Here is a 16,320-nt window from a genome sequence, read left to right on the forward strand (position 1 = left end):
GTCACCGGTCGCGCTCCCGCACCGCAAGCAGGGCGGACCGCCCGGCCGGTGAGACCGTGCCGATCCGGGCGACGGCGCGCGGCGCGGTGAGGAAGCTGCCGAAGGAGTCGTCGCCGTCGGCGACGGCCAGGACGTACTTCTCCAGGACGGACAGGCTCGGCTCCGTCTCGCCCGTGATCGACCACAGGGCGGTCGCCGCCCGCATGAGGACGCCGGGAGGGCGCGGGGAGGACGTTCTCCCTTGCCCCCTCGTGGGCATCATCGCCATGCCGCCGGTGCGCTCGGGGGGTGCGGCGGCGGAGCAGTCCGTTGCATAAAAGTGCATGGAACCGTATAGTCATGCCATCCAGAGGAGGATGGACATGGCGGTACGTGCGGCGGTTGCCGGAGCGAGCGGGTATGCGGGCGGAGAGGTTCTGCGGCTGCTCCTCGGGCACCCCGAGGTCGAGATCGGTGCCCTGACCGGCAACTCCAACGCCGGGCAGCGCCTGGGCGCGCTCCAGCCGCATCTGCTGCCGCTGGCCGACCGCGTGCTGGCGGAGACGACCGCCGAGGCCCTCGCCGGGCACGACGTCGTCTTCCTCGCCCTGCCGCACGGCCAGTCCGCCGCCGTCGCCGAGCAGCTCGGCCCGGACGTCCTCGTCGTCGACATGGGCGCCGACTTCCGCCTGAAGGACCCGGCCGACTGGGAGCGCTTCTACGGCTCCCCGCACGCCGGCACCTGGCCCTACGGCCTCCCCGAACTGCCGGGTGCCCGCGCCGCGCTGGAGGGGTCCAAGCGCATCGCGGTACCCGGTTGCTACCCCACCGCCGTCTCCCTCGCCCTGTACCCGGCCTACACGGCCGGGATCGCCGGGCCCGAGGCGCTGATCGTCGCGGCCTCCGGGACCTCCGGCGCCGGCAAGGCGCCCAAGCCGCATCTGCTGGGCAGCGAGGTCATGGGCTCCATGACGCCGTACGGCGTCGGCGGCGGTCACCGGCACACCCCCGAGATGATCCAGAACCTCAGCGCGGTGGCGGGGGAGCGGATCGCCGTCTCCTTCACGCCGACCCTCGCGCCGATGCCCCGCGGCATCCTCGCCACGTGCAGTGCCAAGGCCGTGGCCGGGGTGACGGCCGAGTCCGTGCGGGCCGCCTACGAGAAGGCCTACGCCGACGAGCCGTTCGTCCACCTCCTCCCCGAGGGCCGGTGGCCCGCGACGGCGTCCGTCTACGGTTCCAACGCCGTTCAGGTGCAGGTCGCGTACGACGACGCCGTGGGCCGCATCATCGCGATCAGCGCCATCGACAACCTGACCAAGGGCACCGCCGGCGGTGCCGTCCAGAGCATGAACCTCGCCCTGGGGTTCGACGAGACCACGGGGCTGAACACGATCGGAGTTGCGCCGTGAGCGTGACGGCAGCGAAGGGATTCACGGCCGCGGGCATCGCCGCCGGGATCAAGGAGAGCGGCAACCCGGACCTGGCCCTCGTGGTCAACAACGGGCCCCGCCGTGCCGCCGCGGGCGTCTTCACCTCCAACCGTGTGAAGGCCGCGCCGGTCCTGTGGTCCGAGCAGGTCCTCAGGAGCGGTCAGGTCTCGGCCGTCGTCCTCAACTCCGGCGGCGCCAACGCCTGTACGGGTCCCAAGGGCTTCCAGGACACCCACGCGACGGCGGAGAAGGCCGCCGAGGTGCTGGGGCGGGGCGCGATCGAGGTCGCGGTCTGCTCGACCGGTCTGATCGGCGTGCTGCTGCCCATGGACAAGCTGCTGCCGGGGGTCGAGACCGCGGCCGCCGCCCTGAGCGAGCACGGCGGCGAGAAGGCCGCCATCGCCATCAAGACCACCGACACCGTGCACAAGACGTCCGTCGTGGCGAAGGACGGCTGGACCGTCGGCGGGATGGCGAAGGGCGCCGGCATGCTCGCGCCCGGCCTCGCCACCATGCTGGTCGTGCTCACCACGGACGCCGTCGTCGAGAGCGAGGTCCTGGACAAGGCGCTCCGGGCCGCCACCCGCACGACCTTCGACCGCGTCGACTCCGACGGCTGCATGTCCACCAACGACACCGTGCTGCTGCTCGCCTCCGGTGCCGCCGAGGTCACCCCGGAGTACGCGGAGTTCGCCGAGGCCGTACGGGCCGTCTGCGACGACCTCGGCCAGCAGCTGATCCGGGACGCCGAGGGCGCCAGCAAGGACATCAAGGTGGAGGTGGTCAACGCCGCTTCCGAGGACGACGCCGTCGAGGTGGGCCGCTCCATCGCCCGCAACAACCTCCTCAAGTGCGCCATCCACGGCGAGGACCCCAACTGGGGCCGCGTGCTCTCCGCCATCGGCACCACCAAGGCCGCCTTCGAGCCCGACCGGCTGAACGTCGCGATCAACGGCGTCTGGGTCTGCAAGAACGGCGGGGTGGGCGAGGACCGCGAGAAGGTCGACATGCGTTACCGCGAGGTGCACATCGTCGCCGACCTCGCGGCCGGCTCCGAGACCGCCACCATCTGGACCAACGACCTGACCGCCGACTACGTCCACGAGAACAGCGCTTACTCGTCATGAGCACCACGCGAAAGCACACCGCGCTGCCCAAGGCCCAGATCCTCATCGAGGCACTGCCCTGGCTGACCCGGCACCACGGCAGGACCGTCGTCATCAAGTTCGGCGGCAACGCCATGATCGACGAGGAGCTGAAGGCAGCCTTCGCCCAGGACGTCGTCTTCCTGCACCACGCCGGCCTCAAGCCGGTCGTCGTGCACGGCGGCGGCCCGCAGATCAGCGCCGCCCTCGACCGGCACGGCATCGTCAGCGAGTTCAAGGCCGGACTCCGGGTCACCACCGAGGACGCCATGGACGTCGTACGGATGGTGCTCGCCGGGCAGGTCCAGCGCGAACTGGTCGGACTGCTCAACCAGCACGGCCCGCTGGCCGTCGGGCTGACCGGCGAGGACGCCCACACCATCACCGCCACCAAGCACCGGCCCCAGATCGACGGCGAACTCGTCGACATCGGCCGGGTCGGCGAGATCACCGCGATCGACACGGGCGCGATCGAGGCTCTGCTCGCCGACGGCCGGATCCCGGTCGTCTCCTCCATCGCCCGCTCCGAGGACGACGGACATGTCTACAACGTCAATGCTGATACGGCGGCTGCGGCACTCGCTGCTGCGCTGGGCGCCGAGACCCTCATGGTCCTCACCGACGTCGAGGGCCTTTACGAGGATTGGCCGAACTCCGACGAGGTGATCAGCCGCCTCACCGCTTCCCAACTGGAGAAGCTGCTGCCGGAACTGAGCTCCGGCATGGTGCCGAAGATGGAGGGCTGTCTGCACGCCGTACGCAACGGCGTCACCACCGCCCGCGTCATCGACGGCCGGGTCCAGCACTCGATCCTGCTGGAGATCTTCACGGACGAAGGCATCGGCACGATGGTCGTGCCCGACGAGCAGGAGGGGAAGCAGTCGTGAGCAACCAGGAGCTGACCACCCGGTGGCAGGGCGCGCTCATGAACAACTACGGCACCCCGCGCCTGCCGCTCGTCCGCGGCGAGGGCGTCAAGGTCTGGGACACCGAGGGCGGCGAGTACCACGACTTCGTCGGCGGCATCGCCACCAACGCGCTCGGCCACGCCCACCCCGCGATCGTCGAGGCCGTGAGCAGGCAGATCGCCTCCCTCGGCCACATCTCCAACTTCTTCATGGCCGAGCCCACCGTCACCCTCGCCGAACGGCTGCTCCAGCTCTTCGGCCGCGACGGCAGGGTCTTCTTCTGCAACTCCGGCGCCGAGGCCAACGAGGCCGCCTTCAAGATCGGCCGCCTGACCGGGCGGACCCACATGGTCGCCACCGACGGCGGCTTCCACGGCCGGACGATGGGCGCCCTCGCGCTCACCGGACAGCCCGCCAAGCAGGACCCGTTCCGCCCGCTGCCCGCCGACGTCACCCACGTGCCCTACGGCGACGCGCAGGCGCTGGCCGCCGCCGTCACCGAGGACACCGCCCTGGTCGTCATCGAGCCCGTGCAGGGCGAGAACGGCGTGGTCGTACCCCCGGCCGGCTATCTCAAGGCGGCCCGTGCGATCACCGCGGCCACCGGCGCGCTGCTCGTCCTCGACGAGGTGCAGACCGGGATCGGCCGCACCGGCACCTGGTTCGAGTACCAGGCCCACGAGGGCGTGCTGCCCGATGTCGTCACCCTCGCCAAGCAGCTGGGCGGCGGACTGCCGCTCGGCGCGACCGTGGCCTTCGGCCGGGCCGCCGAACTCCTCCAGCCGGGCCACCACGGCACGACCTTCGGCGGCAACCCGGTCGCCTGCGCCGCCGGCCTCGCCGTCCTCGACACCATCGAGAACGAGGGGTTGCTGGAGAACGTCAAGCGGCAGAGCGAGAAGTTGCGGGACGGAATCGAGGGTCTCGGCCACCGGTTGATCGATTATGTCCGGGGCGCGGGTCTCCTCCTGGGTATCGTGCTCACCGAGCCGCTGGCAGCACAGGTGCAGCAGGCGGCTCAGGAGGCCGGGTTCCTGGTGAACGCGCCCGCCCCGGACGTCGTTCGGCTGATGCCCCCGCTGAACCTCCGAGACGACGAGGCGGACGCGCTGCTGCGGGCCCTGCCCGGCATCCTCGACGCAGCGAGCGGGGACGGACGATCCGGAGAATGAGACGACGATGAGCCAGGCGCAGGAGTTCGACCAGTCCGGCGGGGCGGGGCCCGCGGTACCGCAGACCCGGACCGCCCGGCACCGCCGGATCGTGGACATCCTCAACCGGCAGCCGGTGCGGTCGCAGAGCCAGCTCGCGAAGCTGCTCGCCGACGACGGGCTGACGGTCACCCAGGCGACGCTCTCCCGGGACCTCGACGAGCTGAACGCGGTGAAGATCCGCAACACCGACGGGGAACTGATCTACGCGGTACCGAGCGAGGGGGGTTTCCGTACCCCGCGCGCGCCGCTGGGAGGGTCGGCGAAGGAGGAGCGGATGCGACGCCTCTCCCAGGAACTCCTGATCTCCGCGGAGGCGTCGGCGAACCTGGTCGTCCTGCGGACCCCGCCGGGGGCGGCGCAGTTCCTCGCGTCGGCGATCGACCAGGCGGAGCTGCAGGACATCCTGGGGACGATCGCCGGTGACGACACGTTGCTCCTGATCAGCCGCGACCCGACCGGCGGCCAGGCCCTCGCGGACCACCTGCTGCGCCTGGCCCAGAACGGCCACTGACCCGCGTGCGGGGCCCGGCCCGCCGACGGACAATGGACATGTGATCTTCCGCGGCGGGCGGACAGGCGGGAGAGCAATCCCCTGGCGGCCGTCGAACGTATACAGAGGTGTGTCGGGATTCCGGTTCCCCATCGGCCGCCTCCCGGACGAGGCTCTGCTGTCCGGGCTGGCCACCGGAGATCCGGACCTCGCTGTGATCTTCGTACGGAGGTTCCAGCACCGGGTCTTCGGAGTCGCCATGGCCGTCACCGGGGACCTGCAGCTCGCCGAGGACGTCGCCCAGCAGACGTTCGAGCGTGCCTGGCGGCATGCCCAGATCTACGACTCGCGCCGCGGCTCGGTCGCGACCTGGCTGACGACCATCGCGCACAACCTCGCCGTCGACGCCGTCCGCGCCCGGCGGACGGAACCGATGGCACCCGAGGGCCTCGACCCCCTCCTCGAAGCCGTCACCGAGACCCCCGAGCAGTGGGCGCTGGCCGACGAGGCCTCCACCCAGCTCCGGGCCGCACTGGCGCGGCTGCCGCGGGAGCAGGCCAGGGCCCTGACCATGGCAGGCATCTACGGCATGACCGCCCAGCAGATCGCCGACGCGGAGCAGATCCCGCTGGGCACCGCCAAGACGCGGATCAGAGCGGCGATGGCGAAACTCCGCACCGCACTCGCGTCTCCGAAGCGAGGCGACCATGTCCAGTGACGCGCACTGCGAGAAGCTGCGGGAGGTCGGCGCCGAACTGGCGCTGGGCGTACTGCCCGGCCGCGAGCGGGCCGAGGCCGTCGCCCATCTGGACCGGTGCGCGGACTGCCGGGAGTACGTACGCCAACTGACCGGGATCGGCGACCGGTTGATCGGCCTGCTGCCGGAGCGCGAGCCGCCGCCCGGCTTCGAGGCCCGGGTGGCGCGCAGTCTCACCGAGCAGGCGGCGGGACCCGAAGGGCAGCGAGCCGCCGCCCGCGCCCCCCGGGACTGGCGCAGCCACGCCCGGCGGGCCCGGCTGCGGCTCGCGGCGGTCGCCGCCGCCCTCGCCGTCGCCGTCGGATTCGCCGGCTGGGCGGTCGGCACCGCCGTCCAGGAGGTCACCGCCTCGGCGCCGCCCGCCGTCGAGTCCGAGCCCGTACTGGTCGGGGACATGATTCCGGCCGGCGGGGGGCAGCCCGTCGGCGAGGTCTACGCCCACCCCGGCAGCCCCGCCTGGATCTTCGTGTCCGTCGCCCTCACCGGCACTCCGTACACCGGCAAGGTCACCTGCCTCCTCGAACGCGCCGACGGCGGCACCGCCAGGGTCGGCGAGTTCCCGCTGCGGGCCGGACGCGGCAACTGGGGCGTGGCGGTACCCGTCGACCTCACCAAGTACACCGGCGCCCGTCTGACCTCTCCCGCCGGCGCCGTCCTGGCCACCGCCGAGCTGCAGAAGGGCACAGTGGTGGCCCCGCAGACGTGAACCGCCCGCTTGGGGACGGCAGGGCGGCGCCCGCGTTCAGGTCCCCGAGGTTCATGGCAGGGCGGCGCCCGCGCTCAGCCGGTGCAGCCGGGCGTATGTCCCCTCCCGTCCCAGCAGATCCGCGTGGGAGCCGTCCTCGACGACCCGGCCGCGGTCGAGCACCACGATGCGGGTGGCGTCGCGGACGGTCAGCAGATTGTGCGAGATGACGACGGTCGTCCGCCCGGCCATCAGCCGGCGCAGCGGGTCCATGATCCGCCGGCCCGAGCGGACGTCGAGCCCGGCGGTCGGTTCGTCCAGAAGCAGCACCGGCGCGTCCCGGATCATCGCCCGGGCGATCGCCAGCCGCTGGCACTGGCCGCCGGAGAGCGTCCGGCCGCGCTGGCCGACGAGCGTGTCGTAGCCCTCCGGAAGCCGCTCGACGAACTCGTGGGCGTCCGCGGCCCGCGCCGCCGCAATGATCTCCGCCTCCGTGGCCGCCGGCCGGCCGTAGGCGATGTTGTCCCGCACGGTGCCGTGGAAGACGAGCGTTTCCTGCAACACCACCGCGATGCTCTCCCGCACGTCCGACAGGCTGAACTCGCGCAGGTCGGTCCCGTCCAGCCGGACCGCGCCCCGGTCGGGGTCGTAGAACCGCAACTGCAGCTTCGCGAGCGTGGACTTGCCCGCCCCGCTCGCCCCTACCAGCGCCAGCGTCTGACCGGGCGCCACCTCGAAGGACACGTCCGACAGCGCCCAGGCCGCCGTACCGGGATAGCGGAACCACACCCCGTCGAACTCCACGGCACCCCGCGCCCGGTTGATCCGCCGGGCCCCCGGCGCCTCGGTCACCTGGGGGCGCTGGTCCAGCAGTTCGATGATCCGTTCCGCCGAGGCGGAGGCCGCGTAGAAGGTGGTGCCGAGCCCGGACAGGCCGTGCACCGGGCTGTACAGCTTGCCGATCAGGGCGAGGAACACCAGCAGTCCGCCGAGGGTGAGCTGGCCCTCCGCCAGCTTCCACGTGCCGAGGCCCAGCACCGCGAGGCCGCCCGCCACCTCGATGAACTCGACGACGGGTCCGTACACCGCACGGATCCGTGCCGAGGCCATCGCCGCCCGGAACCTGCCGACGTTCTCCCGGTCGAACCGGCGTGCCTCCCAGCCCTGCCGGTTGTACGCCTGCACCAGTACCACGTTGCCCAGCGACTCCTCGGCGATCGCGCTGAGCGAGCCGCCGCGACGCCTGCGCTCCCGCGACGCCTCCTTGATCAGCCGGGAGAAGTGCCGGGCGGACCCCCAGAACAGCGGCACGATGACGAGGGCGAGCAGGGTCAGGTCCCAGCGCAGATAGAACAGCAGACCGACGAAGACACCGAGGCGGATCACGTAGTACAGGGCGTCCGCCACGCCCGAGAGCAGGAACGTCTCCACCGCGTCGACGTCGCCCGTGACCCGGGAGAGCACGTCCCCGAGCCGCCGGCGCTCGAAGAAGCCGAGCGACAGCCCCTGGACGTGCCGGAAGACATCGGAGCGCAGCGACAGCAGGAAGCGTTCGCCGACCCAGGTGGACGTCACGTCGTCGGCGTAGCCCAGCACGCCGGAGCAGACGACGAGACCGAGATAGGCCGGTGCGACCCACAGGAACGGCCGCAGATCCCGAGGTACCAGCACGTCGTCCACGACGGTCTTGAACAGCCAGAGTTCCGCCGCGTCCACGACCGGGGCGGTCAGGCTCAGCAGGACGACGGGCACCAGCCAGCGGCGGCCACCGCGGGTGTACCGCCAGAACCGCCGGAACACCTCGCGCGGGGACACCGCGGGAGCGGCCGCGACCACGGTGCCGGAGGGATCGCCGGCCGGCAGCAGACGCCGTAGCACGTGCGCCATGACAGGGATTCTCGGAAACCGCCGGCGGAGCGGACCGGCTGACCCGTTTCCGGTCCGCTCCGCCTTCAGGTGTGGTCAGTAGCGGTCGTGCCCGTGCCGGTCGCCGTGGTCGTGCCGGTGACCGTGGTGGTCGTGGCGGTCGTGGCGGTCGCGATCGTGGTCGTGCCCGTGGTCGTGGCCGTGCCGGTCGTTGTGGTCGCGGTCGCGGTCCCGATGGTTGAACGGCATGAGGTTGCTGAAGACAGCCATGGTGTTCCTCCCGAAACTTGCTTCACAGGGGGTACGGCCGGGAGGGGCGTTGGGATGGCGTTTTACGGGACGAATCTGAAATACGTCGCGGCAGAGTCCGAGTGTCGGCGGCTGCGGGTGGTTCGTGGCTGGTCGCTCAGTTCTCCGCGCCCCTACGGGGCGCTGCCCAGCCGCCCCCTTTCTCAGCTACCTCAGCCGCGGGCAGGCGTGCCGCAGGGCGGCACGGGTGGGCGCGGCGGCACCCGGCAAGCTCCGGTGAGCGTCCCTACCCCCCACCTCAGCCCAGACGCGCCGCCAGCCCCCCGGTGCACCGCACCTCGTCGCCGGCCGTGATCAGCAGGGCCTCGACGTCCGGCAGGGACTCCAGCCACGCCAACCCCGCCCGCGACCCCATCGCGAACGCCGCTGTGGCCCAGCAGTCCGCCCAGGTCAGACGGGGGCCGACCACCGTCACCGCCACCAGGTCCGTCACCGCCGACTTCCCGGTCCGCGGGTCGACGATATGGGCGCCCCGCTCCGCCGTACCGGACGTGGCCACCGCCAGCTCGTCCACCCCCGCCGCCGTGATCACCGCGGCCAGTCCGCCCGGCCTGAGCGGATCGGCGATCCCCACCCGCCAGGCCCGCGTGGGCTCGGGCGCGCCGAACATCTGGACGTCGCCGCCCCCGTTCACGCTCACCCCGGTCACCCCGGCCACCCGCGCCAGCGCCCGCGCCGCCCGCTCGACGGACCAGCCCTTGACGATGCCGGTGGGGTCCAGGCTGCCCCGGTAGCGGGTGCTGAACCAGCCGTCGCTCACCCGTTCCGCCTCGGCAGCGAGCTCCAGCACCTCGGCCACCTCGGGGTCGCACTCGGCGAGGGCGGTCTCCTCCCGTGCCAGCCGGGACACCTGGCTGTTCTCGCGGTAGGTGCTGAACACCTCGTCGACCCGGTGCAGCCCGGCGACCGCCTCGTCCAGGGCCGCCCGTACGGCGTCCGGATCCCCGCCGCGGACGTCGAAGGAGAAGACGGTCCCCATGACCTCCTCCGCGTGCCGTACCGCCGCCGGAGCCTGCGCGGACTCGGCCACCGCCTCAGCCACCGGCCTGGTCCAGCGCCGACTGCAGGGACTGCTTGTAGCCGGTGCTGGTGTAGGTGGCCCCGGAGACCGAGTCGATGTTCGCGTTCCCGGCCGCCACCGCCTCCTGGTTGAGCTTCGGTACGGACAGCGCCGTCTTCTGGTCGCTGGTGCCGCCGCTGGGCGCCTGCACGGCCTCCGCCTTGGTGATCTTCCCGCCGGCGACGGTGATCCGGACCTGGACCGGCCCGTACTGGGTCTGCGCGACCTGCCCGGTCACCGTCTTGGCCTGCGCCTGCGCGGAACCGGAGGATCCCGAGGTACCCGACGAGGAGCCGGTCGCGCCCGCCGTCTCCTTCATCTTGTCCAGCGCCGACTGCAGGGACTGCTTGTACCCGGTGCTGGTGTAGGTCGCGCCGGAGACCGAGTCGATGTTCGCGCTCTGCGCCGCCACCGTCTCCTTGTTCAGCTGCGGCACCGACAGCGCGGTCTTCTGGTCGCTGGTGCCGCCCTTGGGGGCCTGGACCGCCTCGGCCTGCGTGATCTTGCCGCCTGCGACGGTCAGCCGCACCTGCACGACCCCGTACTGGGTCTGGGTCGCGTCACCGGTGACGGTGGTGGCGCCGGCGGCCCCGGTGCCGCCCTGCGGCGACTCCTGTCCCGCCGCCGCGGCCGACGGGGCCGCGCCCGCCGCCGCGGACGCCGGGTCGGACGACGGCTTCAGCGACAGCAGCAGCACGACACCGGACACGGTCGCCGCGGTGGCCAGCACCACACGCCTGATGGGGTGACTCTTCCTCATCGTTTCCGAACTCCCGATTCCCTGGATTCCCGTGTGGTCCCGTCGCTCACATCTCGAACGACTCGTGATGGATGCGGCGGGCGGGAACTCCCGCGCCGCGCAGTGCTTCGTACACGCCCTGCGCGAACCCGGGCGGGCCGCACATGAAGACGTCGTGGTTGTCGATGTCCGGGATCTTCCGCTGGAGGTTCTCCGCGGAGATGTCCGGCCGTTCGCCCTCCGGGCTGTTGACCGCGTACATCAGCCGGGCCCCGCGCTCGTTGGCGATCTTGGCCAGCTCGTCCCAGAGCGCCAGGTCCTGCGTGGTGTTGGCACGGTAGAGCAGGGTCAGGTCGCCGGCGGCGCCGGGCAGCGTCTCGAACAGCGCGCGCATGGGCGTGATCCCGACACCGCCCGCCACCAGCAGGACCTTGCCGCGGCTGCGCCGGGACGCGGTCATCGCCCCGTACGGCCCTTCGGCCCACACCCTGGTCCCGGGCCGCAGTTCGCGCAGCCGCGCGCTGTGGTCGCCGATCGCCTTGACGGTGATCCGCAGCATGTCGGGACGGGGTGCCGCCGACAGCGAGTACGGGTGCGAGCTGAACCGCATCCCGGGCGCCATGAACCGCCAGCGGAAGAACTGGCCGGCCTCCGCGCCCATCCGGTGCAGCTTGCGCCCGCCGATCAACACCGACACGATGCCCGGCGTCTCCTCGATGACCGCCTCGACCCGCATCCGGTGCCGCAGGTTGAGCCGGATCGGGGTGAAGATCCGGTACCACACGACCAGCGCGGTGACGGCGCCGTACAGGCCGTACCAGAACGTCTTGGCCATCGGCGTGAGGGCGAAGTCGTTGCCGGTGGTGATCTGGTGCCAGAAGGTCAGGAACACCGCCGCGTACGTGAGCAGGTGCACGTGGTACCAGGTGTCGTACGGCATCCTGCGCCGGACCGGGCCGATCGACGTGAGGCCGATGACCACGAACAGGCCGGTGCCGATGGCCGCCTTGCCCATGTCGGGAAGCTGGTTCACGGAGTCGATGGTCTGCTGGACGATGTCGTTCAGCGTCTTGCCGGCCTGCAGGGCATAGCCCCACATGATGAGGAAGACGTGCGCGAAGACCAGGCAGAGGGTGTAGCGGCCGCTCATCGCGTGCCAGCGGGCGACGCGGTCGGAGCCGACCCGCCGCTCCAGCGCCGGCACCCGGGCCATCTGCAGCACGACGAGTGCCATCAGGTATCCGGCCAACAGCCCGGTGATCCGGCCCGCGTTGAGGATCTTGCCGTTCTGGTCGGCGATGGACGGGGTGTTGTGCCACCACAGCCACAGCACGGCCGCCGCCCCCGCCCATACGGCGAGCAGCAGCGGTACGGCCGGGGAGCGGCGCGGGCGGATGCGGCGCATCGTCTGGCGGCGGGCGGCACGTCCGCCTGCGAGCGTGGTGGTCACGGTTCCTCCGTAGGGACTTGACCCTTGGCCCACAGATACGTGCCTTACAGCCTGAGTGTTCAGAGACCCGCGGAGTCCAGCGCGGACTGGAGCGACTGCTGGTAACCCTCGCTGGTGTAGGTGGCCCCGGAGACGGTGTCGATGCTCGCGCTCTGTGCCGCCAGCGCCTCGCTGCGCAGCTGCGGCAGGGCGTAGCTGTTGATCTGCTGGTCCCGGGGGTTGTCCTGCGGGTACTGGAGCGCCGTGACGTCGGTGATCTTCCCGCTCTTGACGGTCACCCGCACCTGGACGGGGCCCCAGCGGGTCTGCACGGTGTCCCCGGTGACTGTCCTGGTACCGGTACTGCTGCCCGACCCGCCGGACGCGGCGCTCGCGCTGCTCGACGGCGCGGGGGGCGCCGAGTCCGTGACCACGGTCGGGGCGGTGTGCGGCTTCAGCGCCAGCAGCAGCACCATCCCGGAGACGGTGGCGGCGCTCGCCAGCATGATGCGCCGCAGCGGCCGGTTCTTGTTCAGCGGATGCACGGCAGGGGCCTCACAGCTCGAAGGACTCGTGGTGAATACGGCGATCGGGCACACCGGCGGCGCGCAGCGCGCCGTACAGCTCCTGGGCGAAGCCGTGCGGGCCGCAGACGTACACGTCGTGCCCGGCGAGGTCGGGGAAGGTGGCCCGCAGCGACTCCGCGGTGAGGGCGGGGCGTTCGCCGCGCGGACCGTTGAGGGCATAGAGCACCCGGGCCCCGCGCCACCGCGCGATCGCCTCCAGTTCGCCGCCCAGCGCCAGATCCTCGGCCGTCCGGGCCCGGTAGAGCAGCGTGACCTCGCCGGGCAGCGTCTCGAAGAGCGCCCGCAGCGGGGTGACCCCGACGCCGGCCGCGATCAGCAGGGACCGGTGACCGGTGGCCCGGTCGGCGGTGAGCGAACCGTACGGCCCCTCCGCCCACACCCGGGTGCCGGGCCGCAGCAGCGACACGGCCGCGCTGTGGTCGCCGAGCGCCTTGACGGTGATCCGCAGCAGGTCGCCCCGCGGCGGCGCCGAGAGCGAGTACGGAGTCGACGTCCAGCCCATGCCGTCGCCGCCGAAGAACCGCCAGCGGAAGAACTGTCCCGCCCGCGCGCCCAGTTCACCGATCCGCCGGCCCCGCACCACGACCGAGTACACGCCCGGCGCCTCCTGCCCCACGGACTCCACCCGCAGTCGGTGCCGGAGGTTGAGCCGCACCGGCGCCAGCACCCGGAACCACACCACCAGGGCCGCGACCCCCAGGTACAGCGCGTACCAGAAGGCGGTGGCGACCGGCTTGCCGTTGAAGTCGTTGCCCAGCGTCAGCTGGTGGAAGAAGGCGAGGAAGACGGCGGCGTAGGTGAGCAGGTGGACGTAGTACCAGAACTCGTAGCTGGTACGCCGGCGTGCCGCGCGCATCGAGGTGATGCCGACGGTGAAGAGGATCACCGTGCCGGCGGTCGCCTTCAGCATGTCGGGGTAGTCCAGGACGACGTTCAACGTCTCGTGGACGATCGAGGCGTGGTCCTGGGCCGCGTACCCGGTGAGGATCAGCACGATGTGCGCGACCAGCAGACAGACGGTGTACCGGCCGGCCGTCGCATGCCAGCGGGCGACCCGGTCCGAGCCGACCCGCACCTCCAGCAGCGGCACCCGGGCCATCAGGCCGACGAGGACCGCGCAGGCGTACCCGCACAGCAGCCCGGCCATCCGCCCGGCCCCGGTCAGCCAGCCGGCCGCGCCGACGACCGAGCCGGTGTCCGACCACCACAGCACGAACACGGCGGCCGCCCCGGCCCACAGCACGGCGAGCACGGCGGCGGCCGGGGAGCGGCGCGTGGCCACGGCGGGCACGGCCGAGGCCGTACGCCGTTCGTCCACGGTCGTCATGAGTCGGGTCCTTTCTCCGTTCGGTGCCGCCACTGTGCAGCCCGAACCTCTGAGCGACCTCTCAGTGACCACCGTGCTGAGCCGACTCAGAGCAAACTCAGAGGGCCGCGGGTCACCGCTCGCCACCAGGAGGGGCGATGCTGGTAGACGCCATGAACACCACCCGCTCCGGCCGCCCCGCCCTCACCCGCCCCGACGGCACCCCGCTCCGCGTCCTCGTCGTCGACGACGACCCCGACCTGGCGGAGGTGCTCACCGGCGCCCTGCGTTACGAGGGCTGGGAGGTCCGCGCGGCCGGCGACGGCGCGTCCGCCCTGGCCGCGGCCCGGGAGCTGCTGCCGGACGCGGTGGTCCTCGACGTGCTGCTGCCGGACACCGACGGCTTCGCGGTGCTCCGCTCGCTGCACCAGGTCAAGCCGGACGTCTGTGTGCTCTTCCTCACCGCCCGGGACGCCGTCGAGGACCGCATCGCCGGCATCACCGCGGGCGGCGACGACTACGTGACCAAGCCCTTCAGCCTGGAGGAGGTCATCGCCCGGCTGCGCGGCCTGCTGCGCCGCGCCGGCATGGCCCGCCAGCAGGAGGACGGCCCCCGGCTGGTCGTCGGCGACCTGGCCATGGACGAGGAGGCCCGCGAGGTGACCCGGGCCGGCGAGCTGATCGAGCTCTCCCCGACCGAGTTCGAACTTCTCCGCTTCCTGATGCGCAACCCGCGCCGCGTCCTCAGCAAGGCACAGATCCTGGACCGGGTGTGGTCGTACGACTTCGGCGGCCGCGCCCACGTCGTCGAGCTGTACATCTCCTACCTGCGCAAGAAGGTGGACGCGGGCCGCGAGCCGATGATCCACACGGTCCGCGGCGCGGGCTACGTCCTCAAGCCGGTGACCAGGTGAGTCCCGTACGACGGCTACCGCGGCTACGGCGCCTGCCCCGCCTGCGCACCCTCCGCGCCCGCCTCACCGCGGGCCTGGTCGTCCTGCTCGCGCTGAGCTGCGCGGCCGTGGGCGTCGCGGCCGTGGTCGAACTGGACGGCTTCCTCACCGGCCGCCTGGACCAGCAGCTCCAGCAGACCGGCCCGAGCTTCCCGCAGTCCCTCGAACACGGCGGCAAGTTCAAGCCCAGCGACCGGGACGGCGACGAGCACGGCGACACCCGCCGCCAGGCCGCCGGCACCTTCGGCGCCCGCCTGCTGAAGGGCCGGGTCACCAACGCGGCCGTCGTCCCCTCCGGAGCCGACCCGGACCTGACCGTCGGCCTCAGCGCCCGCGATCGCTCGGCCCTCGCCGAACTGCCGGTGGACGGACGCGGCCACACGGTTCACCTCTCCTCGATCGGCGACTACCGGTTGCTGGCCTGGACGGGCCGGGACGGCGACGTCCTGATCACCGGCCTGCCCCTGGAGCCGGTACGGGCCACCGTGCACCGCCTGGAACTGGTCTGCGCCGCGGTCTTCGGCCTGGGCCTGGCCGTGGCCGGGGTGGCCGGCGCCCTCTGGGTCCGCTGGTCCCTGCGCCCGCTGAGCCGGGTCGCGGCGACGGCCACCCGGGTCAGCGAACTCCCGCTCGCCAGCGGCGAGGTGGCCCTGCCGCCCCGCGCCCCCGAATCCGACCCCCGCAGCGAGGTCGGCCGGGTGGCCACCGCCTTCAACCGCATGCTGGGCCACGTCGAGGACGCGCTGACGAAACGCCACGCCAGCGAGGAACGTCTCCGCTCCTTCGCCGCCGACGCCAGCCACGAGCTGCGCACCCCGGTCGCCTCGGTCCGCGGGCACGCGGAACTGGCACTGCTGCACCCGGGCCCGCTGCCCCCCGAGATCACCAGGGCCCTGGAACGCATCGCCGCCGAGTCCGCCCGGATGGGCGAGATGGTCGACGACCTCCTCCTGCTGGCCCGCCTGGACGCGGGCCGCCCGCTGGAACGCCACCCGGTGGACCTCACCCACCTGATCCTGGACGCGGTCACGGACGCGCGAGCCACGGGTCCCGACCACCGCTGGACCCTGGACCTCCCCGAGGAACCGGTGACGGTGACCGGCGACACGCACCGCCTGCAACAGGTGCTGGCCAACCTGCTGGCCAACGCCCGTCTGCACACCCCTGCGGGCACGCAGGTGACGGTGACGCTGGAGACGGACGGCGCCCGGGCGGCCCTTCAGGTCCACGACGACGGCCCCGGCATCCCGAGGGACATCCGGTCCGGCGTCTTCGAACGCTTCACGAGAGCGGAACACCGCCGCCGCGCGGACGTCTCCGGCGGGGGAGCGGGCCTGGGCCTGTCGATCGTGGCGGCGGTGGTGGAGGCGCACCGGGGGACGGTCGCCATGGAAAGCATCGAGGGATCGACGACGTTCACGGTCGGGCTCCCGCTCAGGTGACACACCTGGGGTGCAGGG

At 72.2% G+C, this 16,320-nt stretch carries 17 protein-coding genes; 9 read left to right on the forward strand and 8 right to left on the reverse strand.

Annotated features, from left to right (window positions below):
- Position 1: 1 nt before the first annotated feature.
- The gene (locus tag ACZ5K7_RS41755) at positions 2-325 is read right to left on the reverse strand and encodes a hypothetical protein (protein WP_468922530.1); all 324 of its coding nucleotides are present in this window, start codon (positions 323-325) and stop codon (positions 2-4) included.
- A gap of 37 nt (positions 326-362) precedes the next feature.
- Here ACZ5K7_RS41755 and argC point away from each other — a divergent pair, with 37 nt between their 5' ends.
- The 7 genes from argC to ACZ5K7_RS41790 all read left to right on the forward strand — a co-directional run bounded on the left by argC (position 363) and on the right by ACZ5K7_RS41790 (position 6,632).
- Positions 363-1,391: an N-acetyl-gamma-glutamyl-phosphate reductase gene (gene argC / locus ACZ5K7_RS41760; protein ID WP_351700510.1), complete on the forward strand. Its 1,029-nt coding sequence runs from the start codon at positions 363-365 to the stop codon at positions 1,389-1,391.
- The gene (argJ, locus tag ACZ5K7_RS41765) at positions 1,388-2,539 is read left to right on the forward strand and encodes a bifunctional glutamate N-acetyltransferase/amino-acid acetyltransferase ArgJ (RefSeq protein WP_351700513.1); all 1,152 of its coding nucleotides are present in this window, start codon (positions 1,388-1,390) and stop codon (positions 2,537-2,539) included. Before argC ends, argJ begins: the two co-directional genes overlap by 4 nt.
- Positions 2,536-3,444: an acetylglutamate kinase gene (gene argB, locus ACZ5K7_RS41770; RefSeq protein ID WP_351700516.1), complete on the forward strand. Its 909-nt coding sequence runs from the start codon at positions 2,536-2,538 to the stop codon at positions 3,442-3,444. The genes argJ and argB overlap by 4 nt, the downstream gene beginning before the upstream one ends.
- Before the next feature lie 38 nt (positions 3,445-3,482).
- The gene (locus ACZ5K7_RS41775; protein WP_450972294.1) at positions 3,483-4,637 is read left to right on the forward strand and encodes an acetylornithine transaminase; all 1,155 of its coding nucleotides are present in this window, start codon (positions 3,483-3,485) and stop codon (positions 4,635-4,637) included.
- Between the two features lie 7 nt (positions 4,638-4,644).
- Positions 4,645-5,190 carry an arginine repressor gene (locus tag ACZ5K7_RS41780; protein ID WP_351700519.1) on the forward strand — a complete coding sequence of 182 codons (546 nt, stop codon included), beginning with the start codon at positions 4,645-4,647 and terminating at the stop codon, positions 5,188-5,190.
- 109 nt (positions 5,191-5,299) lie between these two features.
- Positions 5,300-5,887, forward strand: coding sequence for an RNA polymerase sigma factor (locus ACZ5K7_RS41785; RefSeq protein WP_351700522.1), 588 nt, complete (start codon positions 5,300-5,302; stop codon positions 5,885-5,887).
- Positions 5,877-6,632 (forward strand): hypothetical protein, encoded by a 756-nt coding sequence (locus ACZ5K7_RS41790; RefSeq protein WP_468922534.1) that lies wholly within the window; start codon positions 5,877-5,879, stop codon positions 6,630-6,632. The genes ACZ5K7_RS41785 and ACZ5K7_RS41790 overlap by 11 nt, the downstream gene beginning before the upstream one ends.
- Before the next feature lie 51 nt (positions 6,633-6,683).
- Here the strand turns inward: ACZ5K7_RS41790 and ACZ5K7_RS41795 are convergent, their stop codons facing one another.
- The 7 genes from ACZ5K7_RS41795 to ACZ5K7_RS41825 form a co-directional block, all read right to left on the reverse strand.
- A complete protein-coding gene (locus tag ACZ5K7_RS41795; RefSeq protein ID WP_468922537.1) occupies positions 6,684-8,498 on the reverse strand; it encodes an ABC transporter ATP-binding protein in 1,815 nt (604 codons plus the stop codon).
- 75 nt (positions 8,499-8,573) lie between these two features.
- Positions 8,574-8,747, reverse strand: a complete 174-nt coding sequence (locus ACZ5K7_RS41800; protein WP_468922540.1) for a hypothetical protein — start codon at positions 8,745-8,747, stop codon at positions 8,574-8,576.
- Positions 8,748-9,024: 277 nt separating this feature from the next.
- Positions 9,025-9,765 (reverse strand): FAD:protein FMN transferase, encoded by a 741-nt coding sequence (locus ACZ5K7_RS41805; protein WP_468922610.1) that lies wholly within the window; start codon positions 9,763-9,765, stop codon positions 9,025-9,027.
- A 55-nt stretch (positions 9,766-9,820) separates the two neighbouring features.
- Positions 9,821-10,606: an FMN-binding protein gene (locus ACZ5K7_RS41810; RefSeq protein ID WP_351700537.1), complete on the reverse strand. Its 786-nt coding sequence runs from the start codon at positions 10,604-10,606 to the stop codon at positions 9,821-9,823.
- A gap of 46 nt (positions 10,607-10,652) precedes the next feature.
- Positions 10,653-12,035 carry a ferredoxin reductase family protein gene (locus tag ACZ5K7_RS41815; RefSeq protein WP_351700540.1) on the reverse strand — a complete coding sequence of 461 codons (1,383 nt, stop codon included), beginning with the start codon at positions 12,033-12,035 and terminating at the stop codon, positions 10,653-10,655.
- A gap of 59 nt (positions 12,036-12,094) precedes the next feature.
- Positions 12,095-12,559 (reverse strand): FMN-binding protein, encoded by a 465-nt coding sequence (locus ACZ5K7_RS41820; RefSeq protein ID WP_351700543.1) that lies wholly within the window; start codon positions 12,557-12,559, stop codon positions 12,095-12,097.
- Between the two features lie 10 nt (positions 12,560-12,569).
- Positions 12,570-13,928 (reverse strand): ferredoxin reductase family protein, encoded by a 1,359-nt coding sequence (locus ACZ5K7_RS41825; RefSeq protein WP_468922544.1) that lies wholly within the window; start codon positions 13,926-13,928, stop codon positions 12,570-12,572.
- A gap of 152 nt (positions 13,929-14,080) precedes the next feature.
- On the opposite strand from ACZ5K7_RS41825, the gene ACZ5K7_RS41830 reads away from it, so the two are divergent.
- Together ACZ5K7_RS41830 and ACZ5K7_RS41835 are read left to right on the forward strand one after the other, a co-directional pair.
- Positions 14,081-14,821 (forward strand): response regulator transcription factor, encoded by a 741-nt coding sequence (locus ACZ5K7_RS41830; protein WP_351700696.1) that lies wholly within the window; start codon positions 14,081-14,083, stop codon positions 14,819-14,821.
- Positions 14,818-16,302 carry a HAMP domain-containing sensor histidine kinase gene (locus ACZ5K7_RS41835; RefSeq protein ID WP_468922546.1) on the forward strand — a complete coding sequence of 495 codons (1,485 nt, stop codon included), beginning with the start codon at positions 14,818-14,820 and terminating at the stop codon, positions 16,300-16,302. The genes ACZ5K7_RS41830 and ACZ5K7_RS41835 overlap by 4 nt, the downstream gene beginning before the upstream one ends.
- The last annotated feature ends 18 nt before the right edge of the window (positions 16,303-16,320 follow it).

Source organism: Streptomyces sp. NPDC031497 (assembly GCF_055580905.1).

Bases quoted from the DNA above. Each gene is read 5' to 3' on its own strand.
- ACZ5K7_RS41755 (WP_468922530.1), bottom strand. From the start codon at position 325: ATGCACTTTTATGCAACGGACTGCTCCGCCGCCGCACCCCCCGAGCGC.
- argC (WP_351700510.1), top strand. From the start codon at position 363: ATGGCGGTACGTGCGGCGGTTGCCGGAGCGAGCGGGTATGCGGGCGGA.
- argB (WP_351700516.1), top strand. From the start codon at position 2,536: ATGAGCACCACGCGAAAGCACACCGCGCTGCCCAAGGCCCAGATCCTC.
- ACZ5K7_RS41775 (WP_450972294.1), top strand. From the start codon at position 3,483: ATGAACAACTACGGCACCCCGCGCCTGCCGCTCGTCCGCGGCGAGGGC.
- ACZ5K7_RS41780 (WP_351700519.1), top strand. From the start codon at position 4,645: ATGAGCCAGGCGCAGGAGTTCGACCAGTCCGGCGGGGCGGGGCCCGCG.
- ACZ5K7_RS41790 (WP_468922534.1), top strand. From the start codon at position 5,877: ATGTCCAGTGACGCGCACTGCGAGAAGCTGCGGGAGGTCGGCGCCGAA.
- ACZ5K7_RS41795 (WP_468922537.1), bottom strand. From the start codon at position 8,498: ATGGCGCACGTGCTACGGCGTCTGCTGCCGGCCGGCGATCCCTCCGGC.
- ACZ5K7_RS41800 (WP_468922540.1), bottom strand. From the start codon at position 8,747: ATGGCTGTCTTCAGCAACCTCATGCCGTTCAACCATCGGGACCGCGAC.
- ACZ5K7_RS41805 (WP_468922610.1), bottom strand. From the start codon at position 9,765: ATGGGGACCGTCTTCTCCTTCGACGTCCGCGGCGGGGATCCGGACGCC.
- ACZ5K7_RS41810 (WP_351700537.1), bottom strand. From the start codon at position 10,606: ATGAGGAAGAGTCACCCCATCAGGCGTGTGGTGCTGGCCACCGCGGCG.
- ACZ5K7_RS41825 (WP_468922544.1), bottom strand. From the start codon at position 13,928: ATGACGACCGTGGACGAACGGCGTACGGCCTCGGCCGTGCCCGCCGTG.
- ACZ5K7_RS41830 (WP_351700696.1), top strand. From the start codon at position 14,081: ATGAACACCACCCGCTCCGGCCGCCCCGCCCTCACCCGCCCCGACGGC.